The sequence below is a fragment of the Stenotrophomonas sp. Sm2128 genome, from assembly GCF_030985535.1.
GTDB classification, from domain to species: Bacteria; Pseudomonadota; Gammaproteobacteria; order Xanthomonadales; family Xanthomonadaceae; genus Stenotrophomonas; species Stenotrophomonas maltophilia.
Genome location: NZ_JAPTFQ010000034.1, coordinates 1 through 26,897, shown reverse-complemented (window position 1 = coordinate 26,897; position 26,897 = coordinate 1). Strand labels below are relative to the sequence as shown.

Here is a 26,897-nt window from a genome sequence, read left to right as displayed (position 1 = left end):
TCTCCTGATCAGTTGGTCTTGGGGCGAACCTGGATGTGCACTTCGGCCAGCTGCGCGTCGACGATCGGCGACGGCGCGTCGGTCATCAGATCCTGTGCACCAGTGGTCTTCGGGAACGGGATGACGTCGCGGATCGACTCGGTGCCGGCCATCAGCGCGGCGATGCGGTCGATGCCGAAGGCGATGCCACCGTGCGGCGGCGCGCCGTAGTTCAGCGCGTCGAGCAGGAAGCCGAACTTGGCACGGGCTTCTTCGGCACCGATGCCCAGCAGCTCGAACACCGCGCTCTGCATGTCCGGACGGTGGATACGGATCGAACCGCCGCCGATCTCATTGCCGTTGAGCACCATGTCGTAGCCGCGCGAAACGGCGGTACGGGCATTGGCGCGCAGGTCGGCGATGTCGTCCACGGCCGGTGCGGTGAAGGGGTGATGCAGGGCGACGTAGCGCTGTTCTTCCTCGTCCCACTCGAACATCGGGAAGTCGGTGACCCACAGCGGTGCCCAGCCGTCGGCGACCAGGCCGAAGTCCTTGCCGGCCTTCAGGCGCAGCGCGCCCATGAAGTCGGAGACCTTGTTGTAGCCGCCGGCACCGAAGAACACGATGTCGCCGTTGCCGGCGCCGACGTGGGCGACCAGCGCGGCGAACGACGCTTCGCTGAAGAACTTCTCGATCGGCGAGCTGATTTCGCCGTTGTCGGCGATCTTGATGTAGGCCAGGCCCTTGGCGCCGTACTTGGCGGCATGCGCGGCGTATTCGTCGATCTGCTTGCGCGACAGCGACGCACCGCCCGGGATGCGCAGCGCAGCGACGCGGCCCTCGGCATCATTGGCCGGGCCGGTGAACACCGGGAACTCGCTGTCCCTGACCAGTTCGGCCACGTCCACCAGCTCCAGCGCGATGCGCAGGTCCGGCTTGTCCGAGCCGTAGCGGCGCATGGCCTCGGCCCAGGTCATGCGCGGGAAGCTGGCGTCCAGCTGCACGTCCACCACTTCCTTGAAGATGGCGCGGATCATGTCCTCGACGAAATCCTGCACGTCGCGCTCGCGGACGAAGGCGAATTCCATGTCCAGCTGGGTGAACTCCAGCTGGCGATCGGCACGCAGGGCCTCGTCGCGGAAGCAGCGCGCGATCTGGTAGTAGCGGTCGAAGCCGGCCACCATCAGGATCTGCTTGAACAGCTGCGGGCTCTGAGGCAGTGCGTAGAACTCGCCCGGGTGCATGCGCGCCGGCACCAGGAAGTCGCGTGCGCCTTCCGGGGTGGCCTTGGTCAGGATCGGGGTTTCGATGTCCTGGAAGCCCTTTTCGTCCAGGTGGCGGCGCAGCGCCTGCACCAGCTTGATGCGGGTGCGCTGCATGCGCTGCATTTCCGGGCGGCGCAGGTCCAGGTAGCGGTACTTCAGGCGGGTTTCCTCGCCCGGGTTCTCGTGGGCGTGGAACGGCAGCGGCGCAGCCTTGTTCAGCACGGTGATGGCGGTGGCGATCACTTCCACCTTGCCGGTGCGCATCTTGTCGTTCACCGCGTGGCGGGCACGCACGACGCCTTCCACCTGCAGCACATCCTCGTAGCCCAGCGACGCGGCCACCGCGAACACTTCGGCATTGTCGACCTCCACCGTCACCTGCACGATGCCTTCGTGATCGCGGAGATCGATGAAGCAGACGCCGCCCTGGTTACGGGCCACGTCGGTCCAGCCGGCGAGGGTGACAGTCTGGCCAATCAGGGTCTCGTCGACCAGGCCGCAGAAGTGGGTACGCATGGGGGGAAGCTCCGCTGGAGAACGCCGGCACCGGGTGGGGGCCGGAAAGCCTCGTATTCTGCGGCCGAGGCCCCGGCTGGGGCAAATCCGGCCAGTCACACCGGCTTGATCATCCCCCTCCCTATAGTCGGGCACCTGCCACCGTATGGGATGCCGCCATGAAACCGCTGTCCCTGGCCAGCCTGGCCGTGACCCTCAGCCTGGGTGCGCTGGGCACCCTTTCCCTGCCCGCTCCGTCCGCCTCTGCGCAGAACGGGGTGATCCGCTGCGAAAGCCAGAGCAACCGCGAACGGGTCTGCAACACCGGCTGGCGCGGCGCGCAGCTGGTCCGCCAGTTGTCTGGCAGCCCCTGCGAGGAAGGGCGCTCCTGGGGCAGCCGCAATGGCAGCATCTGGGTCACCAACGGTTGCCGCGCCGAGTTCGTCGAGGCCCGTGGTGGCTGGGGCGGCGGCAATGGCGGTGGCTGGGGAGGCAACAACGGTCGCCCCGGCGAGACCATCCGCTGCGAAAGCCAGAACAACCGCGAGCGCAGCTGCCCGGTCGGCTGGCGCAATGCCCGCTTGGTCCGCCAGTTGTCCGGCAGCCCTTGCGACGAGGGCCGTACCTGGGGTGTGCGCAACGGCGCGGTATGGGTCAGCAATGGCTGCCGCGCCGAATTCGCCGAGGCCCGCGGCTGGGGCGGTGGCGGCTGGGGCGGTGGCAACAGCAACTATTCCGTCACCTGCAGCAGCAACAACAACCGCTCGCAGACCTGCGACTGGGATGAGCGCCAGGGCCGGCCGGTGCTGCAGCAGCAGCTGTCGGGCAGCGTCTGCCAGGAAGGCCGCAGCTGGGGTTACTCGCGTGGCCAGGTGTGGGTGAGCAACGGCTGCCGGGCGCGCTTCGGCACGCGGTGAGTGCAGGGTCGGGGTCAGAGCCCTCCGCAGGAGGGATCCGCCCCCGGGATCACGGCGCGGGTGCTGTGTCGTCGCCCCACGGTGGCGGTGGCAGTTCGACCGGCTTGCTCAGGTCGAACTGGACGCGGAAGCGGCGGCCGTCCGGGCGCGTCAGTTCGTAGACGAACGTCTGGTCCGGATCGATCTCCATTGCCCAGGTGTTGTGCGTGGAAGCCAGCATGTCGGCACGGCGGAACATCGCCACCGAATCGGCATCGGCCGGAAACTGCTGGCGCTCGGCGGTGCCCGGCGGCGTGCTGTCGCCACCGTACAGGGTGATCGCGTCGGGGCTGCCGTCTTCGTGGCGATGGTCGTGCTTCAGCCGCAGCCCGTTCGGCGTGCGGGTCAGCACCCAGGTCCGCGAGTGGTCATCACCGACATGGAACGGGATGCGCAGCTCGTGCGCCGGGTCGGCGCAGCCGCGCACATGCATGACCAGGCGCTGCCCGGCGAACGGATCCTTGGCGGTCGGTGCAGGCGTGTCCTCCACCACCTTGCCGACGTAGGCCTGGCCGCAATGTGCGGCGATGGCGGCCATGAACGCATCGGCCGGTGCGGTCGCCAGATCGTGGGCGACCGTATCGGAGCGCTGCGTGCACGCAGCGAGGCTGAGCAGGAGGGCGGCGGTAGTGGCAACGGCAATCGGTCTCATGCCCCAACCCTAACGGCCATGGACGATGGGCGCAAACCGCGCGCCAGTCCCGCTCAGCGCTCGGCAGACGGTGCTGCCGGCAGTGCTTCGGTCGCCGCCACCGGTGCGGCCTCGCCCTCGCCGGCCGGCTCCTGCTCCACCGGATCAACGTCAAACGGTGTACGGAACACCAGCGACGGCAACAGCGTGGTCAGCGCCGCGTACAGCAGCAGCGCACCGAACAGCACCGCCGGAATCTGGAAGCGCTCACGCATGATCGCCGCCAGCACCAGGGTGAAGATCAGCGTCGGTGCCAGCGCCAGCGAGACCCGCAGGCTGCTGCGGAAGCTCTCGCCGAACATCACCCGGCGCTGCAGCCAGACCACGCCGATGCGCAGCGGCAGCACCACCAGGGTGATCACGATGCCCAGCCCCAGCGCCTCGAAGCTCAGCGCTTCGGCGGGCACCTTGGTGCCGGCGTTGAAGAAGTAGAACGGCACGAAGAACGAGGCGAACAGGCGCAGCGCGTGCAGGTTCTCGTGCGAGGCCAGCAGCGGCATGCGCTGGTGCAGCAGGCGCGCGACCAGGCCGGCGATGAACGCGCCAACCAGGTAGTACACGCCCAGCAGGTAGGTGATGTAGGCCGCCACCATGCCGACCATCACCAGCAGCGAGAATTCCGAGCCCGGCGCGTGCGGTGCCACCCAGCGGCCCAGCGCGATGAACAGCAGCGGCAGGCCGATCATCATCGCCAGCAGTGCCAGGCTGGACAACGCCATGTGCCCTGGGTCACCGGCCTGCAGCACGATGAACAACGCCGCCAGCGCCAGCAGTTCACCGGCGATGGCCTTGCTGGTCACCCAGAACCGCTCGTCTTCGCTGAGGCCCAGCCGCGACAGCGAGTCCATGATGAAGCCCGTGGACGGCGTCAGCAGCGCCAGCGCCAGCAGCCCGGCGGCCTGCCACGGCAGCCCCGCATAGCGCCAGGCCAGCCAGCCCACGCCGAACAGCGTGCCGGTACGGATCACCAGGTGCGCCAGCAGCGGCCACATGCCACGGCGCAGCGCCTGCAGGTCCACTTCCAGGCCGGCGAACAGGAACAGCGAGGAAATGCCCAGCGTGGCCAGCAGGCCGATCACCGCATCATGGGCCTGGTCGCCCAGCCAGAGCATGCCGATGATGCCGAACAGCAGGCAGGTCAGCGGCGCGGGCAGGCTGAAACGCTGCAGCGCGCGCGGGATCACCAGCAGCGCGAAGATCAGCAGCAGGTAGATCAGTTCATGGCTCATGGGGGACTTCCGTGTGGTTCGAACGCGCGCAGGATGCGCGCGCCGAACCGATCCGGCAAGCCACGTTTGAATGACCCCGGTTACCTCATCCGATCAACCGGTCGGCAATCCGCCCGACCTGTGCCAGCACGCTAGCGCGTTGCTCGTAGCTGATCGCACCTGCCTGCAGATAAGCCGTCAACACCCACGGGGCGCCCCCGGCTACGGGCCATAGCACGGCGATGTCGTTGCGCGCGTCTTCACCATTGCTGCCGGTCTTGTCACCCACGCGCCAGCGCTTGCCCAGGCCCGCGCGCAGGCAGGCGTCGCCGGTTTCGTTGTCGATCAGCCAGTCGGCCAGCTGCTGCCGCGAAGCCGGTTGCAGTACCTCGCCCAACACCACGCGCTGCAGGGTCGCGGCCATCGCCGCCGGCGTGGTGGTGTCGCGCGGGTCGCCCTTGGCAAAGCTGTTCAGCTCCGGCTCCAGGCGGTCACTGCGGCTCACTGTGTCGCCGCTGGCGCGCAGGAACGCGGTCACTGCGGGCGGGCCACCGACCACGCCGAACAGCAGGTTGGCGGCGGTGTTGTCGCTGGTGATGATCGTGGCACGGCACAGGTCGCGCACGGTCATGTCCTTGCCGGCGTGGCGGCGGGTGACCGGTGCATGCGAGAGCAGATCGGCCTCGCCCACCGGCACGCGCCTGTCCAGCAATGCCGGCATGCGTTCGGCCTGGCTGAGCACGGTGGCCGCCAGCATGCTCTTGAAGGTGCTGCACATCGGGAAGCGCTCGTCCTGGCGATGACTGATGCGGCGACCGCTGGCAGTGTCCAGCAGGGTCACGCCGAGGCGTCCGGCGCAGGCCTTCTCCAGCGCGGCGAAATCACTGGCGGCGGTGATGGCGGCATCGGTGGGTGCGTTGGCGGTGGCCTTGCCCGCTGCACGTGCCAGCAGCGGCAAGGCAAGCGAGGAAGCCACGGCGGCACCACTGAACTGCAGGAATCGGCGACGGGCGAGCATGCGGGTTCTCCTGGGGGACCGCTCGATTATTGAAGCCTTGATCGGGGGCGACCAGCGCAAAAAATCTGCGAGAGACATTAGTTCAATTAATGTTTTACGCATTCAACCCCTTAATTTTCTGAAATGTTTCGTTGAAGCGTTAGGATCATCCATCACTCCAGCTCACGACTCGACGATGCTGCACCCTACCCTGCCACTGAACGCGCTGCGCGCCTTCGAGGCCGCCGCCCGCCACCAGAACTTCACCCGTGCCGCGCTGGAGCTGTGTGTCAGCCAGGCCGCACTGAGCCACCAGATCCGTGGACTGGAGGACCGGCTCGGCATCCGCCTGTTCCATCGCCTCCCGCGCGGCGTGGCGCTCACCGATGAAGGCGCGGCCCTGTATCCGGTGCTCAACGAATCGTTCGAACGCATCTCCGCCAGCATCGCGCGTTACACCGGCGGACCTGCGCGTGAAGTGCTGACCCTGGGCGTGGTCGGCACCTTCGCCACCGGCTGGCTGCTGCCACGGCTGGCCGCGTTCGAGGCAGCGCACCCGGACATCGAGCTGCGCCTGCAGACCCACAACAACCGCATCGACCTGGCCGGAGAAGGGCTGGACCTGGCGATCCGCTTTGGTGATGGCGACTGGCAGGGCCAGGCGTGCACGGCGATCCTCGACGCGCCGTTTGCACCGCTGTGCGCACCGGCGCTGGCGCGGCGCCTGAAACAGCCACGCGACCTGGGCACGCTGCCGCTGCTTCGTTCCTACCGCAGCGACGAATGGCCGCGCTGGCTGCAGGCGGCCGGGGTCAGCGGCGTGGAAGCGCGCGGGCCGGTATTCGATTCCTCGTTGACGGTCGCGATGGCGGCCGCCGGTGGCGCCGGTGTGGCCTTGCTGCCGCTGCGCATGTTCGAGCAGGAACTGGCCGAGGGCCGCCTGCTGCAGCCGTTCAGCACCACGCTGGAGCTGGGGCGCTACTGGCTGACGCGGTTGCGATCGCGTGCCGAACGTGAGCCGGCCAGGCGCTTCCGCGAATGGCTGCAGGCACAGGGCGGGTAGGCAGTGCCGGCCGCTGGCCGGCAACCCCTTGATCGTTGTAGGCGCATCGCGCTGCCGGCCAGCGGCCGGCACTACCGGTCAGGACTCGAGCAGTTCCATCCAGGCGGCTTCGGCCTTTTCCAGCTGCGCGGCGGCGGTTTCGCGATCGCGGCCAAGCACGGCCATGCGCGTGGCATCGGCGTAGTTGGCCGGGTCGGCCAGCTGGCGGTCCAGCTCGGCCAGGGCACCTTCCAGCTCGGCCACCTTGGCTTCAGCGGCGGCCAGCTTGTGCGGGTTCACCGGCTTCTTCTGCACCACCTGCGCCACCGGGGCGGTCTTGACCACCACCGGCTCTTCCACCTGTTCCATGCGCGCCTTGGTGCCCTGCGCCTGCGGGCGGGTACGCAGCCACGCGGCGTAGGCATCCAGGTCGCCATCGAACGGCTCGACCACGCCATCGGCCACGCGCCAGTAGGTATCGCAGACCAGGCCGATCAGATGGCGGTCGTGCGAGACCATCACGATCGCGCCTTCGAAGGTGGCCAGTGCTTCGGCCAGCGCTTCGCGCATTTCCAGGTCAAGGTGGTTGGTCGGTTCGTCCAGCAGCAGCACGTTCGGCTGCTGCCAGGCGATCAGCGCCAGCGCCAGGCGTGCGCGCTCGCCACCGGAGAAGCCATCGACCGGCTCGAACGCGCGGTCACCCGGGAAGTTCCACTTGCCGAGGAAGTCGCGGAACGACTGGTTCGGTGCGTCCGGGGCGATCTCGCGGAAGTGCTCCATCGGCGACTGGCCTTCGTGCAGCGACTCCACCGTGTGCTGGGCGAAGTAGCCGATCTTCAGGTCCGGGTGCGCCATGCGCTCGCCGACGATCGGCGCCAGCTCGCCCACCAGGGTCTTCACCAGGGTGGTCTTGCCGGCACCGTTCGGGCCGAGCAGGCCAATGCGCTGGCCCGCTTCCAGACCGAAGCCGACGTTGTGCAGGATCACTGCGTCCTTGCCGTAGCCGGCCTCGACATGGTTCAGGCGGATCAGTGAGAACGGCAGCTTGGCCGGCGGCGCGAACTCGATGCGGAACTCGCGCTCGGCGCGCACTGCTTCGGTGCCGGCCAGCTTGGCCAGGCGCTTCATGCGGCTCTGTGCCTGCGCGGCCTTGCTGGCCTGTGCCTTGAAGCGGTCGATGAAGCTCTGCAGGTGGGCGCGCTCGGCCTGTTCCTTCTCGTGCGCGATCTGCTGCTGGCGCAGCTGTTCGGCGCGCTGGCGCTCGAAATCGGTATAACCGCCCGGGTAGAGCTTGGCGCCGCCGCCGTGCAGGTGCAGGGTGTGGGTGGCCACGTTGTCGAGGAACTCGCGGTCATGCGAGATCAACAGCAGGGTGCCGGGGTACTTCAGCAGCCACTGCTCCAGCCAGTACACCGCGTCCAGGTCCAGGTGGTTGGTCGGTTCGTCCAGCAGCAGCAGGTCGCTGGGCATCATCAGCGCGCGGGCCAGGTTCAGGCGTACGCGCCAGCCGCCGGAGAACGAGGACACCGCGCGGTGGTGGGTCTCGGCCGGGAAACCGAGGCCGTGCAGCAGCTTGCCGGCGCGCGCTTCGGCGTCGTAGGCCCCCATCTCGGCCATCTTCGTGTGCGCGTTGGCCACCGCCTCCCAATCTTCGCGCGCGGTTGCTTCAGCCTCTTCAGCCAGCACCGCAGCCACATCGGTATCCCCGCCCAGCACAAAGCTCAGCGCCGGGTCCGGCAGCGACGGGGTTTCCTGGGCCACGCTGGCGATACGGACCTTGCCGGGCAGGTCGACGTCACCCTTGTCGGCCTCCAGCTCGCCCTTCACCGCCGCGAACAGGCTGGACTTGCCAGCACCGTTGCGGCCGACCACGCCCACCCGGTAACCGGCGTGCAGGGTCAGGTCGACATTGGACAACAGCAGCCGCTCGCCGCGGCGCAAGGCGAAATTACGAAGGGAGATCATCGGGGGAGGGGTCCATATAACCGGATGGAATGTGCTGGTGAGCACTGTTCCTGCGACGTAATTCTAGCGTTAACGAATACTTGACGCGCCCCGGGATGCGCGGCGGCAGGCCAACTCTCTCCCTCGTCGGCCCCGCGCAGCCCCCGGGCCCCACCTCCCGCCGCTGCCCTCTGCCGCTAAATGGTTGCTGCTGCAACGTTTTTTCCTGTTGCAACCATTTGACAGGCACTGAATATCCCGTTAATTCCTGCCTTGCGCACCGCAACAACCGCCGTCCGCCTCACCCCCGTGATGTCGATTCCGGTGCCACCCCCGCCAACCGGAGCCCCATCCCGATGACCCGCAAGACCAGCCTGATCGCCGCCGCCGTCGCTGTCGCACTCGGTGGCTCTCCGTTCGTTGCCGCTGCCCAGCAGGCCGGCACCGCCGCCAACACCCTGGACACGGTGATCGTCACCGGCACCCGCGTGGCCGACCGCACCGTCGCCGAATCGCAGTCGCCGATCGACATCATCACCCCTGAAGTGCTGCAGTCCACCGGCACCAGTGAACTGGCCACCGCACTGTCGCGCGCCCTGCCCTCGCTGAACTTCCCGCGCCCGGCCTTGACCGACGGCACCAGTGGCGTGCGCCCGGCGCAGCTGCGCGGCCTGTCGCCGGACCAGGTGCTGGTGCTGGTCAACGGCAAGCGCCGCCACACCTCGGCGATGATCAACGTCAACGGCAGCATCGGCCGTGGCTCGTCGGCGGTGGACATCAATGCGATCCCGATCGCCGCCATCGAGCGCGTGGAAGTGCTGCGCGACGGTGCGTCGGCACAGTACGGCTCGGACGCCATTGCAGGCGTCATCAACATCGTGCTCAAGGGCAGCGGCCGTGGCGGCAGCCTGGCCGTGGACTACGGCCAGTACTCGGCCGGTGACGGCAACAAGTACCAGCTCTCCGGCGATACCGGCATCGAGTTCGGCAACGGCCGTGGTCGCGTGCACGTGGCTGGCCAGATCAGCCAGCAGGACGAGAGCAACCGCGCCGGCCCGTACCGCGGCGCCACGCCGAACACCGGCAACTTCCCCAGCATCGGCCAGAAGACCTTCATCGTCGGCGACCCGCGCGTGGATGCCACCGCCGCGTCGGCCAACGCCAGCTTCGACTTCAGCGACCACGTGACCGGCTACGCCAGCGCGCTGCTCAGCAACCGCGACATCACCTCGTTCGCGTTCTACCGTTCGCGCAACCACAGCGGGCAGAGCGCGCTGCTGGCGCAGACCTACCCCGACGGCTTCGTGCCGGAGATCAACCAGTATTCGAAGGACCGCTCGCTGGTGGCCGGGGTCAAGGGCAACACCGACAACGGCTGGACCTGGGACCTGAGCCTGAACCACGGTGAGAACACCCTCGACTTCCACACCCGCAACAGCATCAACTACAGCCTCGGCGCAACCAGCCCGCGCTCGTTCTACGACGGCACGCTGAAATACCAGCAGGACATCTTCAATGCCGACCTGACCAAGTCGCTGGACTGGGGCCTGGCCTACCCGGTCACGCTGTCCTTCGGTGGTGAGTACCGCAAGGAAAAGTGGGACCAGAACCCGGGCGAGCTGAACTCGTACACCGGCAGCGGCGCGCAGGGCTTCGCGGGCTTCACCCCGACCAATGAAGTGCATGCGGACCGCCACAACTACGCGGTCTATGCTGGCCTGGAAGCGGACCTGACCGAGAAGTTCTCGGCCGGCATCACCGGCCGCTACGAGGACTACTCGGACTTCGGCGACCGCTTCTCCGGCAAGCTTTCGGCGCGCTATGCATTCACCGACAAGGTCGCGCTGCGGGCCACCGCCTCCAGTGGCTTCCGTGCACCGTCGCTGGCGCAGCAGGGCTACCAGGCGGTCACCAGCCAGTTCCTCAATGGCGTATTCGTCGAGCGTGGCACCTTCCCGACCACCAGCCCGGCCGCGCAGGCGCTGGGCGCCTCGCCGCTGAAGGCCGAAACTTCCACCTCCTACAGCCTGGGCCTGGTGCTGCAGCCGGTCGACCGCCTGTATATCACCGTCGACGCCTACCAGATCGACATTGATGACCGCATCGCATTGTCGTCCAGCATCACCACCAACGCGGCCACCAGCGCGCTGCTGGGCACACTGGGCCTGCCGCAGGTGACCGCGTTCTCCTACTTCACCAACGGCCTGGATACGCGCACCCGTGGCGTCGACTTCGTGTCCAGCTACACGGTGCCGTTCAACGCCAGCAGCCTGGAGCTGACCGCTGCGTACAGCTATAACGACACCGAAGTGCGCCGCGTTGGCGGCACCCCGGCGGTGTTCGGCACGCTGGGCCTGACCCAGTCGCTGATCGGTCGCGATGAAATTGGCCGCATCGAGGACAGCTACCCGCGCGACAAGGCGATCCTGAGCGGCACCTGGCGCTCGGACCACTGGGAACTGGGCCTGGCCGCCACCCGCTACGGCAAATTCACCGTGCGCAACTCGGCCACCGCGCTGCGTGACCAGACCTACGGCGACGCCTGGGTGGTGGATGCCTCGGCCAGCTACAAGCCGAGCAGCAACTGGACCCTGACCGTGGGCGCCGACAACCTGCTGGACAAGTACCCGGACCGCACCGAAGACCTGCAGAACTCGACCTTCGGCATGCTGCCGTACAGCAACTACTCGCCGTTCGGCTTCAACGGCGCGTATGTGTACGGGCGGATCAAGTACACCTGGTAAGGGGTAGAGCCGGCCGCTGGCCGGCATACCATCGACGCATCTCTCACACCCGCCGGAATGATCCGGCGGGTGTTTTGCTATGTGCTGCGAGCAAGATCAGCCGTGCGGCTGGCACTTGGACGTGCGATGACCTTCTGCGATCACACGGACAGACTCGAGACAGTTATCCAGACTGTCAAAATTCACGTTCACTTGAAGACCAGGAAGCATCCAGCTCGCGCTGCCAAATGTCTGTTCATCGTGCCAACGACCGGCTCTTTGGCCAATGCGCTCTTCGAGAATGGACGGCGGATCATCGAACTGAAGACCGAATGGCAGCGACCCAGCCCAGGCTCTTGAGTTTCCCAATCGATCGCGGACGAAACTGATACCCGTGCATACCGGATGGCCACCGGGCGTGCCCCGTTTGCTGTCGAAGTACAGGATGAAGCCATGCTCGCCGGATCTATCGACGACCTCCCTGCTCGACTCCGCCATCAGACTCGCAAGACCAAACTCCCGGAACACGGCCTGGAAATCAGCGTCCTCGGTCGATCTGCCGAGGACAGCGAGCACCTGCTCCGCTGAAGGGTACTCGCGCGTTGCCGGTGCGCAAGCCAACGGACGCATGGGAATTCCCAAGCCGATATCAAAGATCCCACACGCTCCTGCCTGCTTGATGCATCCAGCCTGATACGTCAGACGAATGCGGTAGTCAGGCAACCACCACGCGTCACGCCTGCCGGCGTGCAAGCTATCCCCAAAGCCCGCCGTGGCTAGCCTTTCGCGAGCGGTCGTCCTGTCGTCCTCCCATTGCAGGCCAAACGGCAGATCGCCTTCGTACCTGCGCATGACATCCGGAATGCCGGCTGTCACCGCAACGTTGGTGAAGATCAGCTCACCGCTCTTGCCGTGCGAAGCAACGGATCGCCCGTTCCAGTAGTTGCGCTCGCTGAAAGAGAACAGCATGCCCCGCGCGCTCACACGCAGAATCGCCTCGTAAGGGCATTTTGCAGGACGGGCCAGCTCTGGCCTTCGCCTGACGCCAAGCGATTGCAGCATCGTTGAGACGGCTGGGTCAGTGGCGCTTCTGCCAAACAGGGCCGTTATCGCCTGTAGGTCCATTCATTCCTCTGATGGAAGCCCCAGGCTGACGCAACGGACTCCCCTTTCACCGTCGTAGTCGACAGCCAGCTCCAGCTTTCCGAGCATCCATGCGTCGACATTACCAGACAGACCAAACACCATTGGCGGCCCCAGTTCGGCAGATACGTCCGACCTGATCTGGTCCCTGGACATCAGGAAGTTCAGGCCGAAAGGCACCGGCCCTTCATACTGGGTGCCGGTGTCATTTCGCCAGCCCCAGAAGATGACGTCGGTGAGCATCCAGGGGCCATCATCGATGTCGTGATAGGCGGTCTCTGAGACCAGACCGGCATCCTTGAATTCAAGCTGCAGTCCAGCAGCGTCATCTGCCCAGATCCGGTGACCACTGACACCCATGCGGAAATCATCCAGATTCTGAAGCTGGATTCCTATCCTCGAAAATATGGTTTCGAGCTCCTGCGATTCTGAATCGCTGCCGATCGCAGCGATGAACTCTTCAATGGCTGGATGATTCATCAAGGTCCCTTGTCCATACGGGCGAGAAGCACACACGCCGCGCGTACGCCCGGCGATCAGGACGGTCCACCGGAATGCCAACGGATATGCAGCGAATCGAATCTCCGGGACCAGAAAAATCCACCGCAAGCTCCAGACCGCTGACCCACCAGATATCCACTTCTCCAGAAAAGCCCATCTCGACAGCGTTCCCTGCACCCAAAGCGCCAAGTCGGTCCCTGATATGTGGACGCAGCATGGAAAAGCTCAGTCCGTGGGGTAAAGATCCAGCGTAGGCCCGCTTGTTTTTCCTGACTCCCCAGAAGATCGCGTCGGTCAGCACCCATGGGCCATCGTCCAGATCGTGATATGGAATGTCCTTCAGCAGGCCGATGTCCTTGAATTCCAACTGCAGCGAACCCTCGCTGTCGGTCCATATTCGCCTTCCGGCCAAGTTGAACGGATAGCGACGGAAGTCGACCTCGCCGATTTCCAGTTCAAGGAGCAACCGGGAAATGGAAGCAGAACTCGTGTCCTGGCCTACCGCCTGAATCACTACGTCAATGTCGGGAAGCTTCATGCGGTCATCCACCCGTGCAGTCTGAAGAGAGCAGGCCCCGCCTGGTTGGCAAGCAGAAGGGGCAATGAGCACATGGTGACGCGTGCGGGGCTCGGGAGAACTTCGGCCAGACCTCAGGCGTCCTGCCCATCGAACCCATCCCCCTTCCCGTGCCTTTCTCGGGTGGCGTCGGCCTGGCTCCGGTTCACGGTCCAGAGGAACGGGTCACCCCAAAACAGGTCCGATCCCGACAGCGCCACCCTCGATCGCGCCGCACACGCTAGGCCGGACGCCGGCCACTGATGGCTCCGCCCACGCAACGATCCGATACGCTGGCCGGGTTTGCCGTATCTGGCCGCATCGGTGAAAATCGGGGCATTCCCCCGATTTCCTGCGAGTGCCGATGCACCATGACACCGACCTGATCAACATCGTTGCCGTTGGCCTGGGGCTCGCCTTCATCTTCGGCGCGCTGGCCAACAAGCTCCGCTTGTCTCCCCTGGTCGGTTACCTGGTTGCTGGCATCTGCGTAGGTCCGTTCACCCCCGGCTTCGTCGCCGACCAGGCGCTGGCCAACCAGCTGGCCGAACTGGGCGTGATGCTGCTGATGTTCGGTGTCGGCCTGCACTTCTCGCTGAAGGACCTGATGGCGGTCAAGGCGATCGCCATTCCCGGTGCCATCGGGCAGATCGCAGTGGCGACCCTGCTCGGCTGGGGCGTGGCCTCGCTGATGGGCTGGCCGGCCATCCATGGCGTCATCTTCGGTTTCTCGCTGGCCACCGCCAGCACCGTGGTGCTGCTGCGGGCGATGGAAGAACGCCGCCTGCTGGAGACGATGCGCGGCAAGATCGCGGTCGGCTGGCTGATCGTCGAAGACCTGGCCTGCGTGCTGGCACTGGTGATGATGCCGGTGATGGCCGGCGTGTTCGGCCCCGACGCGGCCAAGGAATCGCACTCGCTGGGCAGCGTGCTGGCCGACATCGGCTGGACCTTCGTGCAGCTGGGCCTGTTCGTGGCGGTGATGCTGGTGGTCGGGCGCCGGGTCATCCCGTGGATCCTGGAACGCATCGCCGGTACCGGTTCGCGTGAGCTGTTCACCCTGTCCGTGCTGGCGATCGCGCTGGGCGTGGCGTTCGGCTCGGCGATGCTGTTCGGCGTCTCGTTCGCGCTGGGCGCGTTCTTCGCCGGCATGCTGCTCAACGAATCAGAACTGAGCCACAAGGCCGCGCATGATTCGCTGCCGCTGCGCGATGCGTTCGCGGTGTTGTTCTTTGTGTCGGTCGGCATGCTGTTCGACCCCAACATCATCGTGCAGCACCCGTGGCAGGTGCTGGCCACGGTGCTGATCATCATGTTCGGCAAGTCGGCCGCCGCGTTCTTCATCGTGCGTGCGTTCGGCCACCCGACCAGCACCGCGCTGACCATCTCGGCCAGCCTGGCGCAGATCGGCGAGTTCGCCTTCATCATCGCTGGCCTCGGCGTGGCGCTGCAGATCCTGCCGAAGGAAGGCCAGTCGCTGGTGCTGGCCGGGGCACTGGTGTCGATCATGCTCAACCCGCTGGTGTTCGGCCTGCTCGACCGTTGGCAGGCCAAGCAGGAGCAGTCTCCGCAGGTACCCGAGCCGGCCGAAGCGATCGGCCCGTCGCGCGACCTGCATGACCACGCCATCGTGATCGGCTATGGCCGGGTCGGCAGCGAACTGGCGCAGGTGCTGCGCGACCGTGGCGTGCCGGTGCTGGTGATCGATGACAACAAGGAACACGTCGAGCAGGCGCACGCCAAGGGCCTGGCGGCGATCCGCGGCAGTGCCGCTGCCGACCGGGTGCTGGCCGAGGCCCATCCGGAACGCGCGAAGATCGCGGTGCTGGCGATTCCGCAGCCGCTGGAAGCCGGTGAGGCGCTGGCCAAGCTGCGGGCGATCAACCCGGACCTGACCCTGCTGGCGCGTGCGCACAGCGACGCCGAGGTGAAGCATCTGCTGGAACACGGTGCGGATGGCACAGTGATGGCCGAACGTGAGCTGGCGTATTCGCTGGCGGAGATGGTGATGGCCACGCCGCCGTATCGCGGGTTGGGCCAGCACAGTATTCCGGTGGTGTGAGGGGTGTGCGTGCGGCAGGGCTTGCAGCCCTGCACCTGCTGGAGCAACTTCAACTGCAACGGCAAAAGCAGGCATTCCGTGGGATGGCGGGGTGGGTCCGGTGGCGGGAGACGCCGTAAACCCTTCCATGGGGGCTTGGCCGCGGCTTGCTCGTGTGTGCAGTCCTTGCACAAACGGCAAGACCAGGGTTGGGCGTCCTGCCCAACCCGCCCGAGGCATGCCTCGGGCCCATGCCGCGGACACTCCCGCCACCGGACCCACCCCGCCTTCGACAGATCCCTGCGATCTGCCGGAACGGCGTTCTGCTCTGGTAGGTGTCGACCTTGGTCGACACGGCGGTGCATGGGGTCAGATCCATTTTCCACAGGAAAACGGATCTGACCTCGGAAACAAAAAAATCCCCGGTCGACCCGCATCGACCGGGGATCTGGATCGCCACGTTGCCACGCCTTGGAGAGGCAGTTCCACCGTAGCGCATCGCGGCACCGGTGGTGATCGCCTGTGGCGATGACGACTAAGCGTGTGGCTATCTGGCGCCGGCCAGGGCCTGTTCCAGGTCGGCACGCAGGTCGCCGATATGTTCAATGCCGATCGACAGCCGCACGGTGTCCTCACTGACGCCGGCCTTGGCCAGCTCCGCCGCATCCAACTGGCGGTGGGTGGTCGAGGCGGGATGGGTGGCCAGTGACTTCGCATCGCCCAGGTTGACCAGGCGGGTGAACAATTTCAGCGCGTCAAGGAAACGTGCGCCTGCCTCACGCCCGCCCGGCAGGCCGAAGGTCAGCACGCCCGAGCCGTGCCCACCCAGATAGCGCTGCGCGGCGGCGTGCTCGGGATCGTCGGCCAGCCCGGCATAGCGCACCCACGCCACCTTAGCGTGCGACTTCAGGAACTGCGCGACGGCCAGTGCGTTGGCGTTGATGCGTTCCATGCGCAGGGCCAGGGTCTCGATGCCCTGCAGGATCAGGAACGCATTGAACGGCGACAGCGCCGCGCCGGTATTGCGCAGCGGCACCACCCGCGCGCGGCCGATGTAGGCCGCTGGCCCCAGGGCTTCGGTATAGACCACGCCGTGGTAGCTGGGGTCGGGCTGGTTGAGCCGCGCGAAGCGTTGGGGCTGTGCGGTCCAGTCGAAGCGGCCGGAATCGATGATCGCGCCGCCGAGGCTGGTGCCGTGGCCGCCCAGATACTTGGTCAGCGAATGCACCACGATGTCGGCGCCGTGCTCGAATGGGCGCAGCAGGAACGGCGTGGCCACAGTGTTGTCGACGATCAGCGGCACGCCAGCGGCATGCGCGACCTCCGCAATCGCAGCGATGTCGGTGACGTTGCCGCGCGGGTTGCCGATCGATTCGACGAACACCGCCTTGGTGCGCTCGTCGATCAGCGCGGCGAACGCAGAAGGATCGGCCGGGTCGGCGAAGCGCGCCTGGATGCCGTATTGCGGCAGGGTGTGCGCCAGCAGGTTGAGGCTGCCGCCGTACAGCGCGCTGGAGGCAACGATGTTGTCGCCGGCCTCTGCAATGGTCTGGATGGCATAGGTGATCGCGGCCTGCCCCGAGGCCAGCGCCAGCGCGCCGATGCCGCCTTCCAGCGCGGTCAGGCGCTGCTCCAGCACGTCGGTGGTGGGGTTCATGATGCGCGTATAGATATTGCCCGGTACCTTCAGGTCGAACAGGTCGGCACCGTGCTGGGTGTCATCGAAGGCATACGCCACCGTCTGGTAGATCGGCACCGCCACCGCGCGGGTAGTCGGGTCGGGACGGTAGCCGCCGTGCACGGCCAGGGTTTCCAGTTGCCACTGCGGGTCGCTCATTGCGCCAGGCTCCATCCGGGGAAACCGCCACCATAGGCCAGCCGTCGCCCGCCGCTGAAAGCTGCTGGCGATGACGTCCATACCGGGGGTTATCAGGTTGGCCGCGATTCAGGCAGCGGTCACGGGGCGTTGATAGGCTTCGCCGCCGGGCGCTCCTGCCCGGGCACGGAGGCCCCACGCGCATGCAGCCATCCCCCTGGACACCCACCGCCAACGGTACCCCGACCCAGGTCTTGTTGGTGGAGGACGACCGTCGCCTGGCCGAACTGGTCAGCGACTATCTCCACGAACATGGTTTCGCCGTGCAGCATGTGGCGCGCGGTGACCTTGCCGGCGCGGCCTGCCGCCAGCATGCGCCCGAGCTGGTGGTACTGGACCTGATGCTGCCCGGCCTCGGCGGCATCGACGTGTGCCGGCAGATCCGCAGCTTCTCCGACGTGCCGATCCTGATGCTGACCGCCTGCGAAGACGACATCGAGCAGGTGCTGGGCCTGGAATCGGGCGCCGATGACTATGTGCACAAACCGATCGAGCCGCGCCTGCTGCTCGCCCGCCTGCGCGCCCTGCTGCGCCGCCGCCATGGCAGCAGCAACACCGGCACACCCAGCCGTCTGATGCATGGCGAACTGCTGATCGACCGCATGCAGCGCGAAGTGCACCTGCACGGTCAGCCGGTCGAGCTGGGCACCACGGAATTCGAGATCCTGTGGCTGCTGGCCAGCCAGCCGGGGCAGATCCTGTCGCGCGACCAGATCCTGCAGGCGGTGCGCGGCATCGGCTTTGACGGCCTGGACCGCAGTGTCGATGTCAGCATCGGCAAGCTGCGCCGCAAGCTCGGCGATGATGCGCGCGAACCGCGGCGGATCAAGACCGTGTGGGGCCGTGGCTACCAGTTCAATCCGTCGGCCTGGACGGCATGAAGCGGCTGTTCCTGTGGTTGTGGTTTATCACGGGTGCCTGCTTCCTGGTGTCGGTGTTCTTCCTCAACCACATCCTGGACGGCATCTACACGCCCGTGCAGGATCGCATCTTCGTCCAGCAGGTGCGTGGTCAGGTGTACGCCCTGCGCAGTGGCCTGGCCGGCCTGGATGCCGACCAGCAGCGTGAGCGCCTGCAGCAGTGGCAACCACACTACGGCATCGCCCTGACCCTGCTCGACAAACCTCCCGCACTCGACGCGCAGGAACAGGTGGCCGTGAAGGCCGATGGTTTCATCGTGCGCGATCAATACCAGCAGGTCCTGCTGCCCATCGAGGGCAGCGATGGCCGCTGGCTGCACCTGCGCCTGCCTGGCGCGGTGCAGATGACGACGTACATGACCATCGCCGCCTACCTCAGCATCCTGCTGCTGGTGGGCGCCAGCCTGTACGCGTGGGTGCGCCTGCTCTGGCGCGACCTGGAAGCGCTGCGCCGGCATGCCGACCGCATCGGTTCGGGCGATCTGCAGGCACGTGCCCAGGTCTCGCCACGCTCGCAGATCCGGGTCATCGTCGACCACTCCAACCGCATGGCGGCACGCGTGGCCGAACTGGTGCAGCGCCAACGCGACCTGACCCATGCGATCTCGCACGAGCTGCGCACGCCGATCGCGCGCGTGGCCTTCGGCCTGGACCTGATGCAGGACAGCGATGACCGCGAACGCCGCGAACGGCTGGCGCGGGGCCTGCACGGCGATCTGGCCGAACTCAACCGGCTGGTCAGCGAACTGCTGGCTTACGAACGGCTGGAGCATCCCAGCGAGGGCGAGCCGATGCAGCGCATCGAAGCCAACGACTGGCTGCAGGCCTGCCTGGCCGATGCGCGCCGCGATGCCGAACGTGCCGGCGTGATACTGCGCGTGCAGCCCAGCGCGTTGCCACGGGTGGATGCCGAGCCGCGCCTGCTGCAGCTGGCACTCAGCAATCTGGTGGGCAATGCGCTGCGCCATGCGCGTTCGCAGGTGGAAGTCTCGCTGGTCGGTGTCAGCGGCCGCGCCTGCCTGCGTGTGGATGACGACGGTCCCGGCATTGCCGAAGCCGATCGCGAGAAGGTGATGCGCCCGTTCACCCGCCTGGATGACAGCCGCAGCCGCGATACGGGGGGCTTCGGCCTGGGCCTGGCCATCGTCAGCCGCATTGCCGTCCGCCACGGCGGCGAGCTTCGCATCAGCCGCGCCACGTTGGGCGGCGCGCGCATGGAAATGCACTGGCCGCTGGCTGCCAGCTGAACGCCCCTGGGCGCGATTACAGTTGATTACAACTCCCGCACAACTGCGGACGGATCGGTCGCCGGCGTATCGCCACGCTAGCGACCCTGCAGCACTCGCCGGATGCGCGTGCTGCCTTCCTCCCATTGTCGAGAGTTTCCATGTCCCAGCTTCGCCGTTCCCCCGCCCTGCTCTGCTTGGCCCTGTTGCCGCTGTTCGCCGCACCGATCGCCCACGCCAAGGATGACCACTGGACCTTCGAGGTCGCTGCCGGCGGTGGCGTGGCGCCGCGCTACAGCGGCAGCGAGGAGTATCGTGCGACGCCGTCGTTGTCCTTTGATGTCACCTCGCCGGGTGGATGGTTTCTGGGCACCAGTGGCATTGGCTGGGGCACCTCCATCGGCGAGCACACCCGCGTGCGCGCGTATGTCGGCGCCAGCGGCATCCGCAAGGAAAAGGACTCGCTGCTCGGCGGTTCCGACTTCCTGCGCGGCATGGGTGATATCGATGCCCGTCCCCTGGTCGGCGTCTCGGCTGGTTATACGCTGGGCGAAGCCGTGCTGAGCGGCTCCTGGCAGTTCACCCGCAAGGACGAGGACAAGGCAGAGAACGGCCTGGCCACCCAGCAGATCCATCTGAACCTGAGCATGCCGCTGTTCGACCTGGCCGGCGGCGTGGTCAGCGGCAGCGTGTCCACCGACTACGGCAACCGCGGCTACATGCAGACCTGGTACGGCGTCAGCCCGGAACAGGCGGCGCGCACCGGCTTTGCCGAGCACAAGCCAAAGGCCGGCCTGGTCAGTGCCGGTGTCGGCCTGAAGTGGAGCCACCGCGTGGGCCGCAACGGCAACTGGTACATCTCGGCCGAAGGCACGCGCCTGCTCGGTGATGCCGCCGACAGCCCGATCGTGCAGAAGGCGAACCAGTTCGGCTTGATGAGCGGCTATACGCACCGCTTCTGAGTGAGCGCCGGGCATGGCCCGGCCCACTTCGCAGGAAACGGGGCGCTGCGGCCAGGCAGCGCCCCGTGTGAATCACGCTTTGGCGAATACCAGGCGGCCGCCGTCGTTTCCGACTTCGATGGTATCGCCGTTGACGAAAGCACCCGACAGGATCTGCTGTGCCAGCGGATTCTCCAGCTGCGACTGGATTGCACGCTTCAACGGGCGCGCGCCATAGACCGGATCGAAGCCGACGTTGCCGAGCAGGTCGAACGCCGCATCGGAGACCGCCAGCTTCAACCCGCGCTCGGCCAGCCGCTTCTCAAGCCCACGCATCTGGATGCGCGCGATCTGCTTGATCTGCTGCTTGTCCAGCGGGTGGAACACCACGATGTCGTCCAGGCGGTTGATGAACTCCGGACGGAAGTGCGCCTGTACCACGCCCATCACCGCCGCCTTCATCTGCGTGTAGGCCTCCGGACTGTCGTCGGCGCTCATGTCCTGGATCTGGTGCGAGCCCAGGTTCGAGGTCATCACGATGACGGTGTTGCGGAAGTCCACGGTACGGCCCTGTCCATCGGTCAGGCGGCCATCGTCCAGCACCTGCAGCAGGATGTTGAACACATCCGGATGCGCCTTCTCCACTTCGTCCAGCAGTATCAGCGAGTACGGACGGCGACGCACGGCCTCGGTCAGGTAGCCACCTTCCTCGTAGCCGACGTAGCCCGGAGGCGCGCCGATCAGGCGGGCGACGCTGTGCTTCTCCATGAATTCGCTCATGTCGATGCGGATCATCGCGTCGGCACTGTCGAACAGGAATTCGGCCAGCGACTTGCACAGCTCGGTCTTGCCGACGCCGGTCGGGCCGAGGAACAGGAACGAGCCGGCCGGGCGATTCGGATCGGACAGGCCCGCACGCGAACGGCGCACGGCATCGGAGACGACCTTGATCGCTTCTTCCTGGCCGACCACGCGGTTGTGCAGCACCTCTTCCATGCGCAACAGCTTGTCGCGCTCGCCTTCGAGCATCTTGTTGACCGGGATGCCGGTCCAGCGCGATACGACTTCGGCAATCTCCTCGTCGGTCACGCGGTCCTGCACCAGCTTGAAGTCCTTGTGCTCGGCCTCCTGGGCCGCGGCCAGCTGCTTTTCCAGCTGCGGCAGCAGCCCGTACTGGATCTCGCTCATCTTGGCGAAATCCTGGCGGCGCTGCGCGGCCTCCAGCTCCAGCTTGGCCTGCTCGACCTGTTCCTTGATCTTGGTCGCGCCCTGCAGCGCGGCCTTCTCCGACTTCCAGATTTCATTGAGGTCGGAGAACTCGCGCTCCAGCCCGTCGATGTCGTTCTCCAGGTCGGCCAGGCGCTGCCGCGAGGCTTCGTCCTTCTCCTTCTTCAGCATCTCGCGCTGGATCTTCAGCTGGATCACCCGGCGCTCAAGGCGGTCCAGCTCTTCCGGCTTGGAGTCGATCTCCATGCGCAGTCGCGAGGCGGCTTCGTCCATCAGGTCGATGGCCTTGTCCGGCAGCTGGCGGTCGGTGATGTAGCGGTTGGACAACGTCGCAGCCGCGACGATGGCCGGATCGGTGATCTCCACGCCGTGGTGCACGGCGTACTTTTCCTTCAGGCCGCGCAGGATCGCGATGGTGTCCTCCACCGACGGCTCGCCCACGAACACCTTCTGGAAGCGACGCTCCAGCGCAGCATCCTTCTCGATGTACTTGCGGTATTCGTCCAGCGTGGTGGCGCCGATGCAGTGCAGCTCGCCGCGTGCCAGCGCTGGCTTCAGCATGTTGCCGGCATCCATCGCGCCATCGGCCTTGCCGGCGCCGACCATGGTGTGCAGTTCGTCGATGAACAGGATGATCTGGCCTTCGTTCTTGGCCAGGTCGTTGAGCACGCCCTTCAGGCGCTCCTCGAATTCGCCGCGGAACTTGGCCCCGGCAATCAGCGCGCCCATGTCCAGCGACAGCACGCGCTTGCCGCGCAGGCCTTCGGGCACTTCGTCGTTGATGATGCGCTGGGCCAGCCCTTCCACGATCGCGGTCTTGCCCACGCCGGGTTCGCCGATCAGCACCGGGTTGTTCTTGGTCCGGCGCTGCAGCACCTGGATGGTGCGGCGGATTTCCTCGTCACGGCCGATCACCGGGTCGAGCTTGCCGCTCTCGGCACGCGCGGTCAGGTCGATGGTGTATTTCTCCAGCGCCTGGCGCTGTTCCTCGGCATTCTCCGACTGCACGTTCTCGCCGCCGCGCAGCTTGTCGATCGCCGCCTGCAGGCGGGTCTTGTCGGCACCGGCGGCGCGCAGCGCCATGCCCAGCGTGCCGCCGTCGTCCAGCGCCGCCAGCACGAACCACTCGCTGGCAATGAAGGCATCCCCGTGCTGCTGGGCCAGCTTGTCGGTCTGGTTCAGCAGGCGCCCCAGGTCGTTGCCCATCGAGACGTTGCCAGCCTGGCCGGACACCTTCGGCAGCGCATCCAGCGCCTCGGTCAGGCGCTCGCGCAGCACCGGCACGTTCACCCCGGCCTGGGCCAGCAGCGGACGCGTGCTGCCGCCCTGCTGGTCCAGCAGCGCGCTGAACAGGTGAACCGGTTCGATGATGCTGTTGTCGCGGCCCACGGCCAGCGACTGTGCGTCTGCCAGCGCCTGCTGGAAACGCGAGGTGAGCTTGTCCATCCGCATTGCGAATCCTCATCGGTCATCAGGGCCGGCCCGCGCCGGCGATGCTGGAAAGATGCGGTTGCCCCACCCGGTTTCAAGGGTGGCTGCGACTGCACCCCGAGGCCAGTCAGGCTTCGGCCAGCATGCCGGAACCGGTGTGGTCGGCGCGTTGATCCCGATCAGTTCTACGCGGTGAACGGGCTCAGCGGGTGATCGCGCTGCGGATCGCCCGCAGCTGCTGCTTGACCGCCCGCGCCTGGGCGGCATCCATCCGCAGCAGCGCCTTCTGCCCGATCGAGCGCGACTGCAGGGTGGGATCGACAAAGCGGTAGCGGCCGCGTTCATCGCGCTGCACCGCCGGGGGCTGCGCCAGTTCCGGGGTGTCCAGCAGGTGGTCGATCACCGCGACCAGGCGGTCGTTGAAGTACCCGTCGGGCCGGCCCAGGTCCACATAGGCCTGCTGGATCAGCGGATAGAAGCGCTTGTAGGCGGTAGCCGTTGCCGCCGGGTCCAGCGCGGTGAAGGCCTGCACGTAGGGCGCATAGCGCGCCGCGTTGCTGGCGGCGATGCGTTCGCCACCCTCGCCCGGCTCGACCTGCAGGTTGCCCGGCAGCGGCCGCGCGGCCAGCGCAGTCGGCGGCACGCTGGGCTTGTCCACGTTGTCGAGCTGGGTAACCAGGCGCTGGATCAGGTGATCACGCAGCAGCAGGGTCAATGGCCCCTCGCCCTGGAACAACTGGCTCAATGCACCCCAGGCGGCCGTATCGCTGTCAGCCAGCTTGGGCAGCGCCGGATCGGCGGCGGCCTCGGTATCCAGCGGATGCTTGATCGCGGGCGGTGCTGGCGCGGGTTCCGCGGCCGCCTGCGGTTGTGGCGGCGCGCTGGTACTGGCGGGGGTTGATTGCACCGGCACCGAAACACCGTCTGCCAGGCGCTTCAGCTGATCGCGGAACAGCCAACCTCCCGCGCCACCGATTACCACCACGCCCAACACCCAGGGCCATACCGCCTTTCCACTCTGCATGATGCAGCACCTCGTTTCACACGCATGGTGAAGGTGTGACCCCACCGATTGCAGCCGGTTCCCCGCCTGTTCCGCTGCCGTTCGGGTTGAGGCCTGCAGCAAGGCCGTGCTCACACTTGCTTTGCATGCAGCGCGCGAGGCTGTGAGCCTTGTTCTGTGGAGGCACTGCCATGCAGTACGCGCTGTATTACTGGACCGGCATCCAGGGCCGTGGCGAGTTCGTGCGGCTGGCGCTGGAGGATGCCGGTGCCGACTACATCGACATGGCGCGGGTGCACGGCGATGCGGTGATGCAGCCGTTTCTCGATGGCAGCAGTGAAGGTGCGCAGCCCTTCGCGCCGCCATTCCTGAAGGCGGGCCGCCAGGTCATTGCACAGGTCGCCGCGATCCTGGATTTCCTCGGCCCGACGCTGGACCTGGTGCCGCATGCGGCCTCGCGGCGGGTGCAGGCGCTGCAGTTGCAGCTGACCATCGCTGATCTGGTAGCCGAGGTGCACGACACCCACCATCCAATTGCTGCATCGAAGTACTACGAGCAGCAGAAGACCGAAGCCAAGGCACGGGCCGCCTCCCTGCGTGGCGAACGGCTGCCGAAGTTCCTCGGCTACTTCGAGCAGGTGCTGGCCGCCAATGGTGGCCGCCACGCACTGCGCGAGCATTCCTATGTAGATCTGTCGCTGTTCCAGCTGCTGAGCGGGCTGGACTACATGTTCCCGCGCCGCATGCAGGCGCTCGGCCCCACCCTGCCCCTGCTGCGTGCGCTGCAGGAGCGGGTGGCAAAGCGGCCGAACATCGCCGCCTATCTGGCTTCGGAGCGGCGGTTGCCGTTCAACACCAACGGCATCTTCCGCCACTACCCGGAACTGGATGGAGAGCGGTAGTGCCGGCCGCTGGCCGGCAGCTGCACGATCCGACCGAAGCCCATGAGGATGCCGGCCAGCGGCCGGCACTACCGTTGGGTCAGTTGTTTTCACCCAGCGGCTGCACCGGCTGCTTCTGCAGCGAAAGCAACCCCAGCAGCAACGCCAGTGCCACGTAGGCACCAGCGAACTGCCAGCTGATGATGCGCGCCAGGCCGTCCAGCTCCCACGGCAGGTAGATGCCACCACGCGGATCCACCGAGTGGATCAGGCCGAACAGGGTCAGCACCGCAGCCACCAGCAGGAAGCCGCAGGCACGGCGCAGGCGGCCATCGACCATCGCCGCCACCGCCGAAATCCACAGCATCGAGGTGATGATGAAGCCGTTGCCGAGGGTGAAGATCACCGCCAGCTCGGGCAGGCCATGGCCGTCGAGCTTGGTCAGCAGCTGCGGCAGCTGGTCCGGCGCGATCCAGCCGGGTGCCTTGATCGCCAGCAGGTACGCCACCGACGGCAGGAAACCGAACACCATCGCACCGGTGTGGTGACGCGGCGTGGCCTGGAAGGCCTGGGTGGTGATGTCGATGGCCACGTACACGATGATCGGTGCCAGCACCGCCAGCGGCAGCCACTGCACCAGCCCGGAGATGATGCCGAGCATGCCGCCGATGCCGACGAACAGGCCGGTCAGTAGCGTGTAGCCGCTGCGCGCACCCATGTGCTTGTAGGCCGGCTGGCCGATGTAGGGCGTGGTCTGCGCCACGCCGCCACAGACGCCGGCCACCAGCGTGGCCACCGCTTCCACCAGCAGGATGTCGCGGGTGCGGTAGTCGTCGCCGGCTGCGCGCGCGCTTTCAGAGACGTTGATGCCACCGACCACCATCAGCAGGCCGAACGGCAGCAGCAGCGGCAGGTAGGTCATCGCGGTGGGCAGGCCGTCGAGGAAGCCCAGTGTCGGCAGCGGCAGCACCACCTGCGGCGGCACCCACTCCGGTACATGGAAGCCGGGTGCGCCCAGCCCGGCCAGGCCGAGGCCGTAGTACAGCACGGTGCCGAACACGAAGGCCAGCAGCACGCCCGGGCCACGCACCGGCAGCTTTCCCTTGGCGATCAGCACGTACAGCAGCAAACCGAGCGTGGTGAAGCCGACCAGCGGCGAGCGCAGCGTTTCCAGCAGCGGCAGCAGGCCCATCAGCACCAGCGCGATGCCGGCAATGGAACCCAGCAGCGCGGCACGCGGCAGCGCGCGGGTGACCGCTTCGCCGAAGAACGACAACACGAACTTGAGCACGCCCATGATGACCAGCGCGGCCATGCCCAGCTGCCAGGTGGCGATGCCCGCAGCGTGCGGGTCCATGCCCTGCTGCTTGAACGCGATGAAGGCCGGGCCGAGCACCAGCAGCGCCATGCCGATGCTGGTCGGTGCATCCAGGCCGAGCGGCATGGCGGTGACATCGTCGCGGCCGGTACGCGCGGCCAGCCGGCGCGCCATCAGGGTGTACAGCAGGTTGCCGACCAGCACGCCGAAGGCGGTGCCGGGGAACATGCGGCCGAACACCACGTCGGCGGGGAACTGGAAGATCCCGACCAGGGCCATGGCGATGAAGCCGAGGATGGAGAGGTTATCGACGACCAGGCCGAAGAAGCCGTTGAAGTCGCCGGCGACGAACCAGCGACGCGGTGCGGCGGAAGCGGGAGCGGACATGGAAGGGGCGGTGGGGGGTGGGGACCGCCGATGGTAGGCCCAGCGGGGCCAGCGCGCCAATTCCGTCGTGGAATGATGGGTTCCAGCCAACGGCGGAGCCCCTCGTGGCTGGGTTGGTCGCGGACGGCGGACCTCAGGGGGTGGGC

The 26,897-nt window shown here is 66.7% G+C and carries 20 protein-coding genes; 8 read left to right on the top strand and 12 right to left on the bottom strand.

The genetic code is table 11. The features are described 5' to 3' along the window. Window positions 1-8 precede the first annotated feature (8 nt). A complete protein-coding gene (aspS, locus tag O0K41_RS11485) occupies window positions 9-1,760 on the bottom strand; it encodes an aspartate--tRNA ligase (RefSeq protein WP_164223123.1) in 1,752 nt (583 codons plus the stop codon). Window positions 1,761-1,918: 158 nt separating this feature from the next. On the opposite strand from aspS, the gene O0K41_RS11480 reads away from it, so the two are divergent. Next, complete coding sequence (locus tag O0K41_RS11480; protein WP_164223121.1) at window positions 1,919-2,656, top strand: DUF3011 domain-containing protein; 738 nt, start codon at window positions 1,919-1,921, stop codon at window positions 2,654-2,656. Between the two features lie 49 nt (window positions 2,657-2,705). Here O0K41_RS11480 and O0K41_RS11475 read toward each other — a convergent pair whose 3' ends face one another. The 3 genes from O0K41_RS11475 to blaL2 all read right to left on the bottom strand — a co-directional run bounded on the left by O0K41_RS11475 (window position 2,706) and on the right by blaL2 (window position 5,612). Continuing rightward, window positions 2,706-3,347 (bottom strand): hypothetical protein, encoded by a 642-nt coding sequence (locus tag O0K41_RS11475; protein ID WP_049459363.1) that lies wholly within the window; start codon window positions 3,345-3,347, stop codon window positions 2,706-2,708. 53 nt (window positions 3,348-3,400) lie between these two features. Then, complete coding sequence (locus O0K41_RS11470) at window positions 3,401-4,615, bottom strand: cation:proton antiporter (protein WP_005410765.1); 1,215 nt, start codon at window positions 4,613-4,615, stop codon at window positions 3,401-3,403. 85 nt (window positions 4,616-4,700) lie between these two features. After that, entirely contained in the window at window positions 4,701-5,612 is a 912-nt protein-coding gene (gene blaL2, locus O0K41_RS11465; RefSeq protein ID WP_005414283.1) for a L2 family extended-spectrum class A beta-lactamase, read from the bottom strand. 175 nt (window positions 5,613-5,787) lie between these two features. On the opposite strand from blaL2, the gene ampR reads away from it, so the two are divergent. Beyond that, window positions 5,788-6,654, top strand: coding sequence for a LysR family transcriptional regulator AmpR (ampR, locus tag O0K41_RS11460; protein ID WP_005410767.1), 867 nt, complete (start codon window positions 5,788-5,790; stop codon window positions 6,652-6,654). A 78-nt stretch (window positions 6,655-6,732) separates the two neighbouring features. Here the strand turns inward: ampR and O0K41_RS11455 are convergent, their stop codons facing one another. Beyond that, complete coding sequence (locus tag O0K41_RS11455) at window positions 6,733-8,598, bottom strand: ABC-F family ATP-binding cassette domain-containing protein (protein WP_005414284.1); 1,866 nt, start codon at window positions 8,596-8,598, stop codon at window positions 6,733-6,735. 335 nt (window positions 8,599-8,933) lie between these two features. Here O0K41_RS11455 and O0K41_RS11450 point away from each other — a divergent pair, with 335 nt between their 5' ends. Then, complete coding sequence (locus O0K41_RS11450) at window positions 8,934-11,321, top strand: TonB-dependent receptor (RefSeq protein ID WP_005410769.1); 2,388 nt, start codon at window positions 8,934-8,936, stop codon at window positions 11,319-11,321. A gap of 96 nt (window positions 11,322-11,417) precedes the next feature. Here the strand turns inward: O0K41_RS11450 and O0K41_RS11445 are convergent, their stop codons facing one another. The 3 genes from O0K41_RS11445 to O0K41_RS11435 form a co-directional block, all read right to left on the bottom strand. Further along, window positions 11,418-12,269: a hypothetical protein gene (locus tag O0K41_RS11445; RefSeq protein ID WP_239503596.1), complete on the bottom strand. Its 852-nt coding sequence runs from the start codon at window positions 12,267-12,269 to the stop codon at window positions 11,418-11,420. 156 nt (window positions 12,270-12,425) lie between these two features. Continuing rightward, window positions 12,426-12,923: a hypothetical protein gene (locus O0K41_RS11440; RefSeq protein ID WP_164223115.1), complete on the bottom strand. Its 498-nt coding sequence runs from the start codon at window positions 12,921-12,923 to the stop codon at window positions 12,426-12,428. Further along, window positions 12,904-13,482, bottom strand: a complete 579-nt coding sequence (locus O0K41_RS11435) for a hypothetical protein (protein ID WP_237398625.1) — start codon at window positions 13,480-13,482, stop codon at window positions 12,904-12,906. The genes O0K41_RS11440 and O0K41_RS11435 overlap by 20 nt, the downstream gene beginning before the upstream one ends. Before the next feature lie 382 nt (window positions 13,483-13,864). On the opposite strand from O0K41_RS11435, the gene ybaL reads away from it, so the two are divergent. After that, window positions 13,865-15,562, top strand: coding sequence for a YbaL family putative K(+) efflux transporter (ybaL, locus tag O0K41_RS11430; RefSeq protein ID WP_149501297.1), 1,698 nt, complete (start codon window positions 13,865-13,867; stop codon window positions 15,560-15,562). 526 nt (window positions 15,563-16,088) lie between these two features. On the opposite strand, the gene O0K41_RS11425 is transcribed toward ybaL, so the two are convergent. Continuing rightward, complete coding sequence (locus tag O0K41_RS11425; protein WP_308304507.1) at window positions 16,089-17,378, bottom strand: aminotransferase class V-fold PLP-dependent enzyme; 1,290 nt, start codon at window positions 17,376-17,378, stop codon at window positions 16,089-16,091. A 182-nt stretch (window positions 17,379-17,560) separates the two neighbouring features. Between O0K41_RS11425 and O0K41_RS11420 the strand changes: the two genes are divergently transcribed. From O0K41_RS11420 to O0K41_RS11410, 3 genes are all read left to right on the top strand, one after another. Next, the gene (locus O0K41_RS11420; RefSeq protein WP_005414287.1) at window positions 17,561-18,298 is read left to right on the top strand and encodes a response regulator transcription factor; all 738 of its coding nucleotides are present in this window, start codon (window positions 17,561-17,563) and stop codon (window positions 18,296-18,298) included. Then, window positions 18,295-19,584: an ATP-binding protein gene (locus O0K41_RS11415; RefSeq protein ID WP_049451217.1), complete on the top strand. Its 1,290-nt coding sequence runs from the start codon at window positions 18,295-18,297 to the stop codon at window positions 19,582-19,584. The genes O0K41_RS11420 and O0K41_RS11415 overlap by 4 nt, the downstream gene beginning before the upstream one ends. Before the next feature lie 140 nt (window positions 19,585-19,724). Further along, window positions 19,725-20,525: a MipA/OmpV family protein gene (locus O0K41_RS11410; protein WP_005410774.1), complete on the top strand. Its 801-nt coding sequence runs from the start codon at window positions 19,725-19,727 to the stop codon at window positions 20,523-20,525. A gap of 72 nt (window positions 20,526-20,597) precedes the next feature. Here the strand turns inward: O0K41_RS11410 and clpB are convergent, their stop codons facing one another. Both clpB and O0K41_RS11400 read right to left on the bottom strand, forming a co-directional pair. Next, window positions 20,598-23,183: an ATP-dependent chaperone ClpB gene (clpB, locus tag O0K41_RS11405; protein ID WP_012481080.1), complete on the bottom strand. Its 2,586-nt coding sequence runs from the start codon at window positions 23,181-23,183 to the stop codon at window positions 20,598-20,600. Window positions 23,184-23,364: 181 nt separating this feature from the next. After that, window positions 23,365-24,186, bottom strand: coding sequence for a DUF3014 domain-containing protein (locus O0K41_RS11400; RefSeq protein ID WP_164223289.1), 822 nt, complete (start codon window positions 24,184-24,186; stop codon window positions 23,365-23,367). Between the two features lie 170 nt (window positions 24,187-24,356). Here O0K41_RS11400 and O0K41_RS11395 point away from each other — a divergent pair, with 170 nt between their 5' ends. After that, window positions 24,357-25,067, top strand: coding sequence for a glutathione S-transferase (locus tag O0K41_RS11395; protein ID WP_049451221.1), 711 nt, complete (start codon window positions 24,357-24,359; stop codon window positions 25,065-25,067). Between the two features lie 79 nt (window positions 25,068-25,146). Here the strand turns inward: O0K41_RS11395 and O0K41_RS11390 are convergent, their stop codons facing one another. Further along, window positions 25,147-26,751: a hypothetical protein gene (locus tag O0K41_RS11390; RefSeq protein WP_088436954.1), complete on the bottom strand. Its 1,605-nt coding sequence runs from the start codon at window positions 26,749-26,751 to the stop codon at window positions 25,147-25,149. Window positions 26,752-26,897: the final 146 nt, after the last annotated feature.

What these genes read in the sequence shown, in the direction of transcription:
- aspS (WP_164223123.1), bottom strand. Translation starts at nt 1,760, where the DNA reads ATGCGTACCCACTTCTGCGGCCTGGTCGACGAGACCCTGATTGGCCAG.
- ybaL (WP_149501297.1), top strand. Translation starts at nt 13,865, where the DNA reads ATGCACCATGACACCGACCTGATCAACATCGTTGCCGTTGGCCTGGGG.
- blaL2 (WP_005414283.1), bottom strand. Translation starts at nt 5,612, where the DNA reads ATGCTCGCCCGTCGCCGATTCCTGCAGTTCAGTGGTGCCGCCGTGGCT.
- O0K41_RS11410 (WP_005410774.1), top strand. Translation starts at nt 19,725, where the DNA reads ATGTCCCAGCTTCGCCGTTCCCCCGCCCTGCTCTGCTTGGCCCTGTTG.
- O0K41_RS11420 (WP_005414287.1), top strand. Translation starts at nt 17,561, where the DNA reads ATGCAGCCATCCCCCTGGACACCCACCGCCAACGGTACCCCGACCCAG.
- O0K41_RS11475 (WP_049459363.1), bottom strand. Translation starts at nt 3,347, where the DNA reads ATGAGACCGATTGCCGTTGCCACTACCGCCGCCCTCCTGCTCAGCCTC.
- O0K41_RS11415 (WP_049451217.1), top strand. Translation starts at nt 18,295, where the DNA reads ATGAAGCGGCTGTTCCTGTGGTTGTGGTTTATCACGGGTGCCTGCTTC.
- O0K41_RS11435 (WP_237398625.1), bottom strand. Translation starts at nt 13,482, where the DNA reads ATGAAGCTTCCCGACATTGACGTAGTGATTCAGGCGGTAGGCCAGGAC.
- O0K41_RS11395 (WP_049451221.1), top strand. Translation starts at nt 24,357, where the DNA reads ATGCAGTACGCGCTGTATTACTGGACCGGCATCCAGGGCCGTGGCGAG.
- O0K41_RS11390 (WP_088436954.1), bottom strand. Translation starts at nt 26,751, where the DNA reads ATGTCCGCTCCCGCTTCCGCCGCACCGCGTCGCTGGTTCGTCGCCGGC.
- O0K41_RS11425 (WP_308304507.1), bottom strand. Translation starts at nt 17,378, where the DNA reads ATGAGCGACCCGCAGTGGCAACTGGAAACCCTGGCCGTGCACGGCGGC.
- O0K41_RS11455 (WP_005414284.1), bottom strand. Translation starts at nt 8,598, where the DNA reads ATGATCTCCCTTCGTAATTTCGCCTTGCGCCGCGGCGAGCGGCTGCTG.
- O0K41_RS11470 (WP_005410765.1), bottom strand. Translation starts at nt 4,615, where the DNA reads ATGAGCCATGAACTGATCTACCTGCTGCTGATCTTCGCGCTGCTGGTG.
- O0K41_RS11450 (WP_005410769.1), top strand. Translation starts at nt 8,934, where the DNA reads ATGACCCGCAAGACCAGCCTGATCGCCGCCGCCGTCGCTGTCGCACTC.
- ampR (WP_005410767.1), top strand. Translation starts at nt 5,788, where the DNA reads ATGCTGCACCCTACCCTGCCACTGAACGCGCTGCGCGCCTTCGAGGCC.
- O0K41_RS11445 (WP_239503596.1), bottom strand. Translation starts at nt 12,269, where the DNA reads ATGCTGTTCTCTTTCAGCGAGCGCAACTACTGGAACGGGCGATCCGTT.
- O0K41_RS11440 (WP_164223115.1), bottom strand. Translation starts at nt 12,923, where the DNA reads ATGAATCATCCAGCCATTGAAGAGTTCATCGCTGCGATCGGCAGCGAT.
- O0K41_RS11400 (WP_164223289.1), bottom strand. Translation starts at nt 24,186, where the DNA reads ATGCAGAGTGGAAAGGCGGTATGGCCCTGGGTGTTGGGCGTGGTGGTA.
- clpB (WP_012481080.1), bottom strand. Translation starts at nt 23,183, where the DNA reads ATGCGGATGGACAAGCTCACCTCGCGTTTCCAGCAGGCGCTGGCAGAC.
- O0K41_RS11480 (WP_164223121.1), top strand. Translation starts at nt 1,919, where the DNA reads ATGAAACCGCTGTCCCTGGCCAGCCTGGCCGTGACCCTCAGCCTGGGT.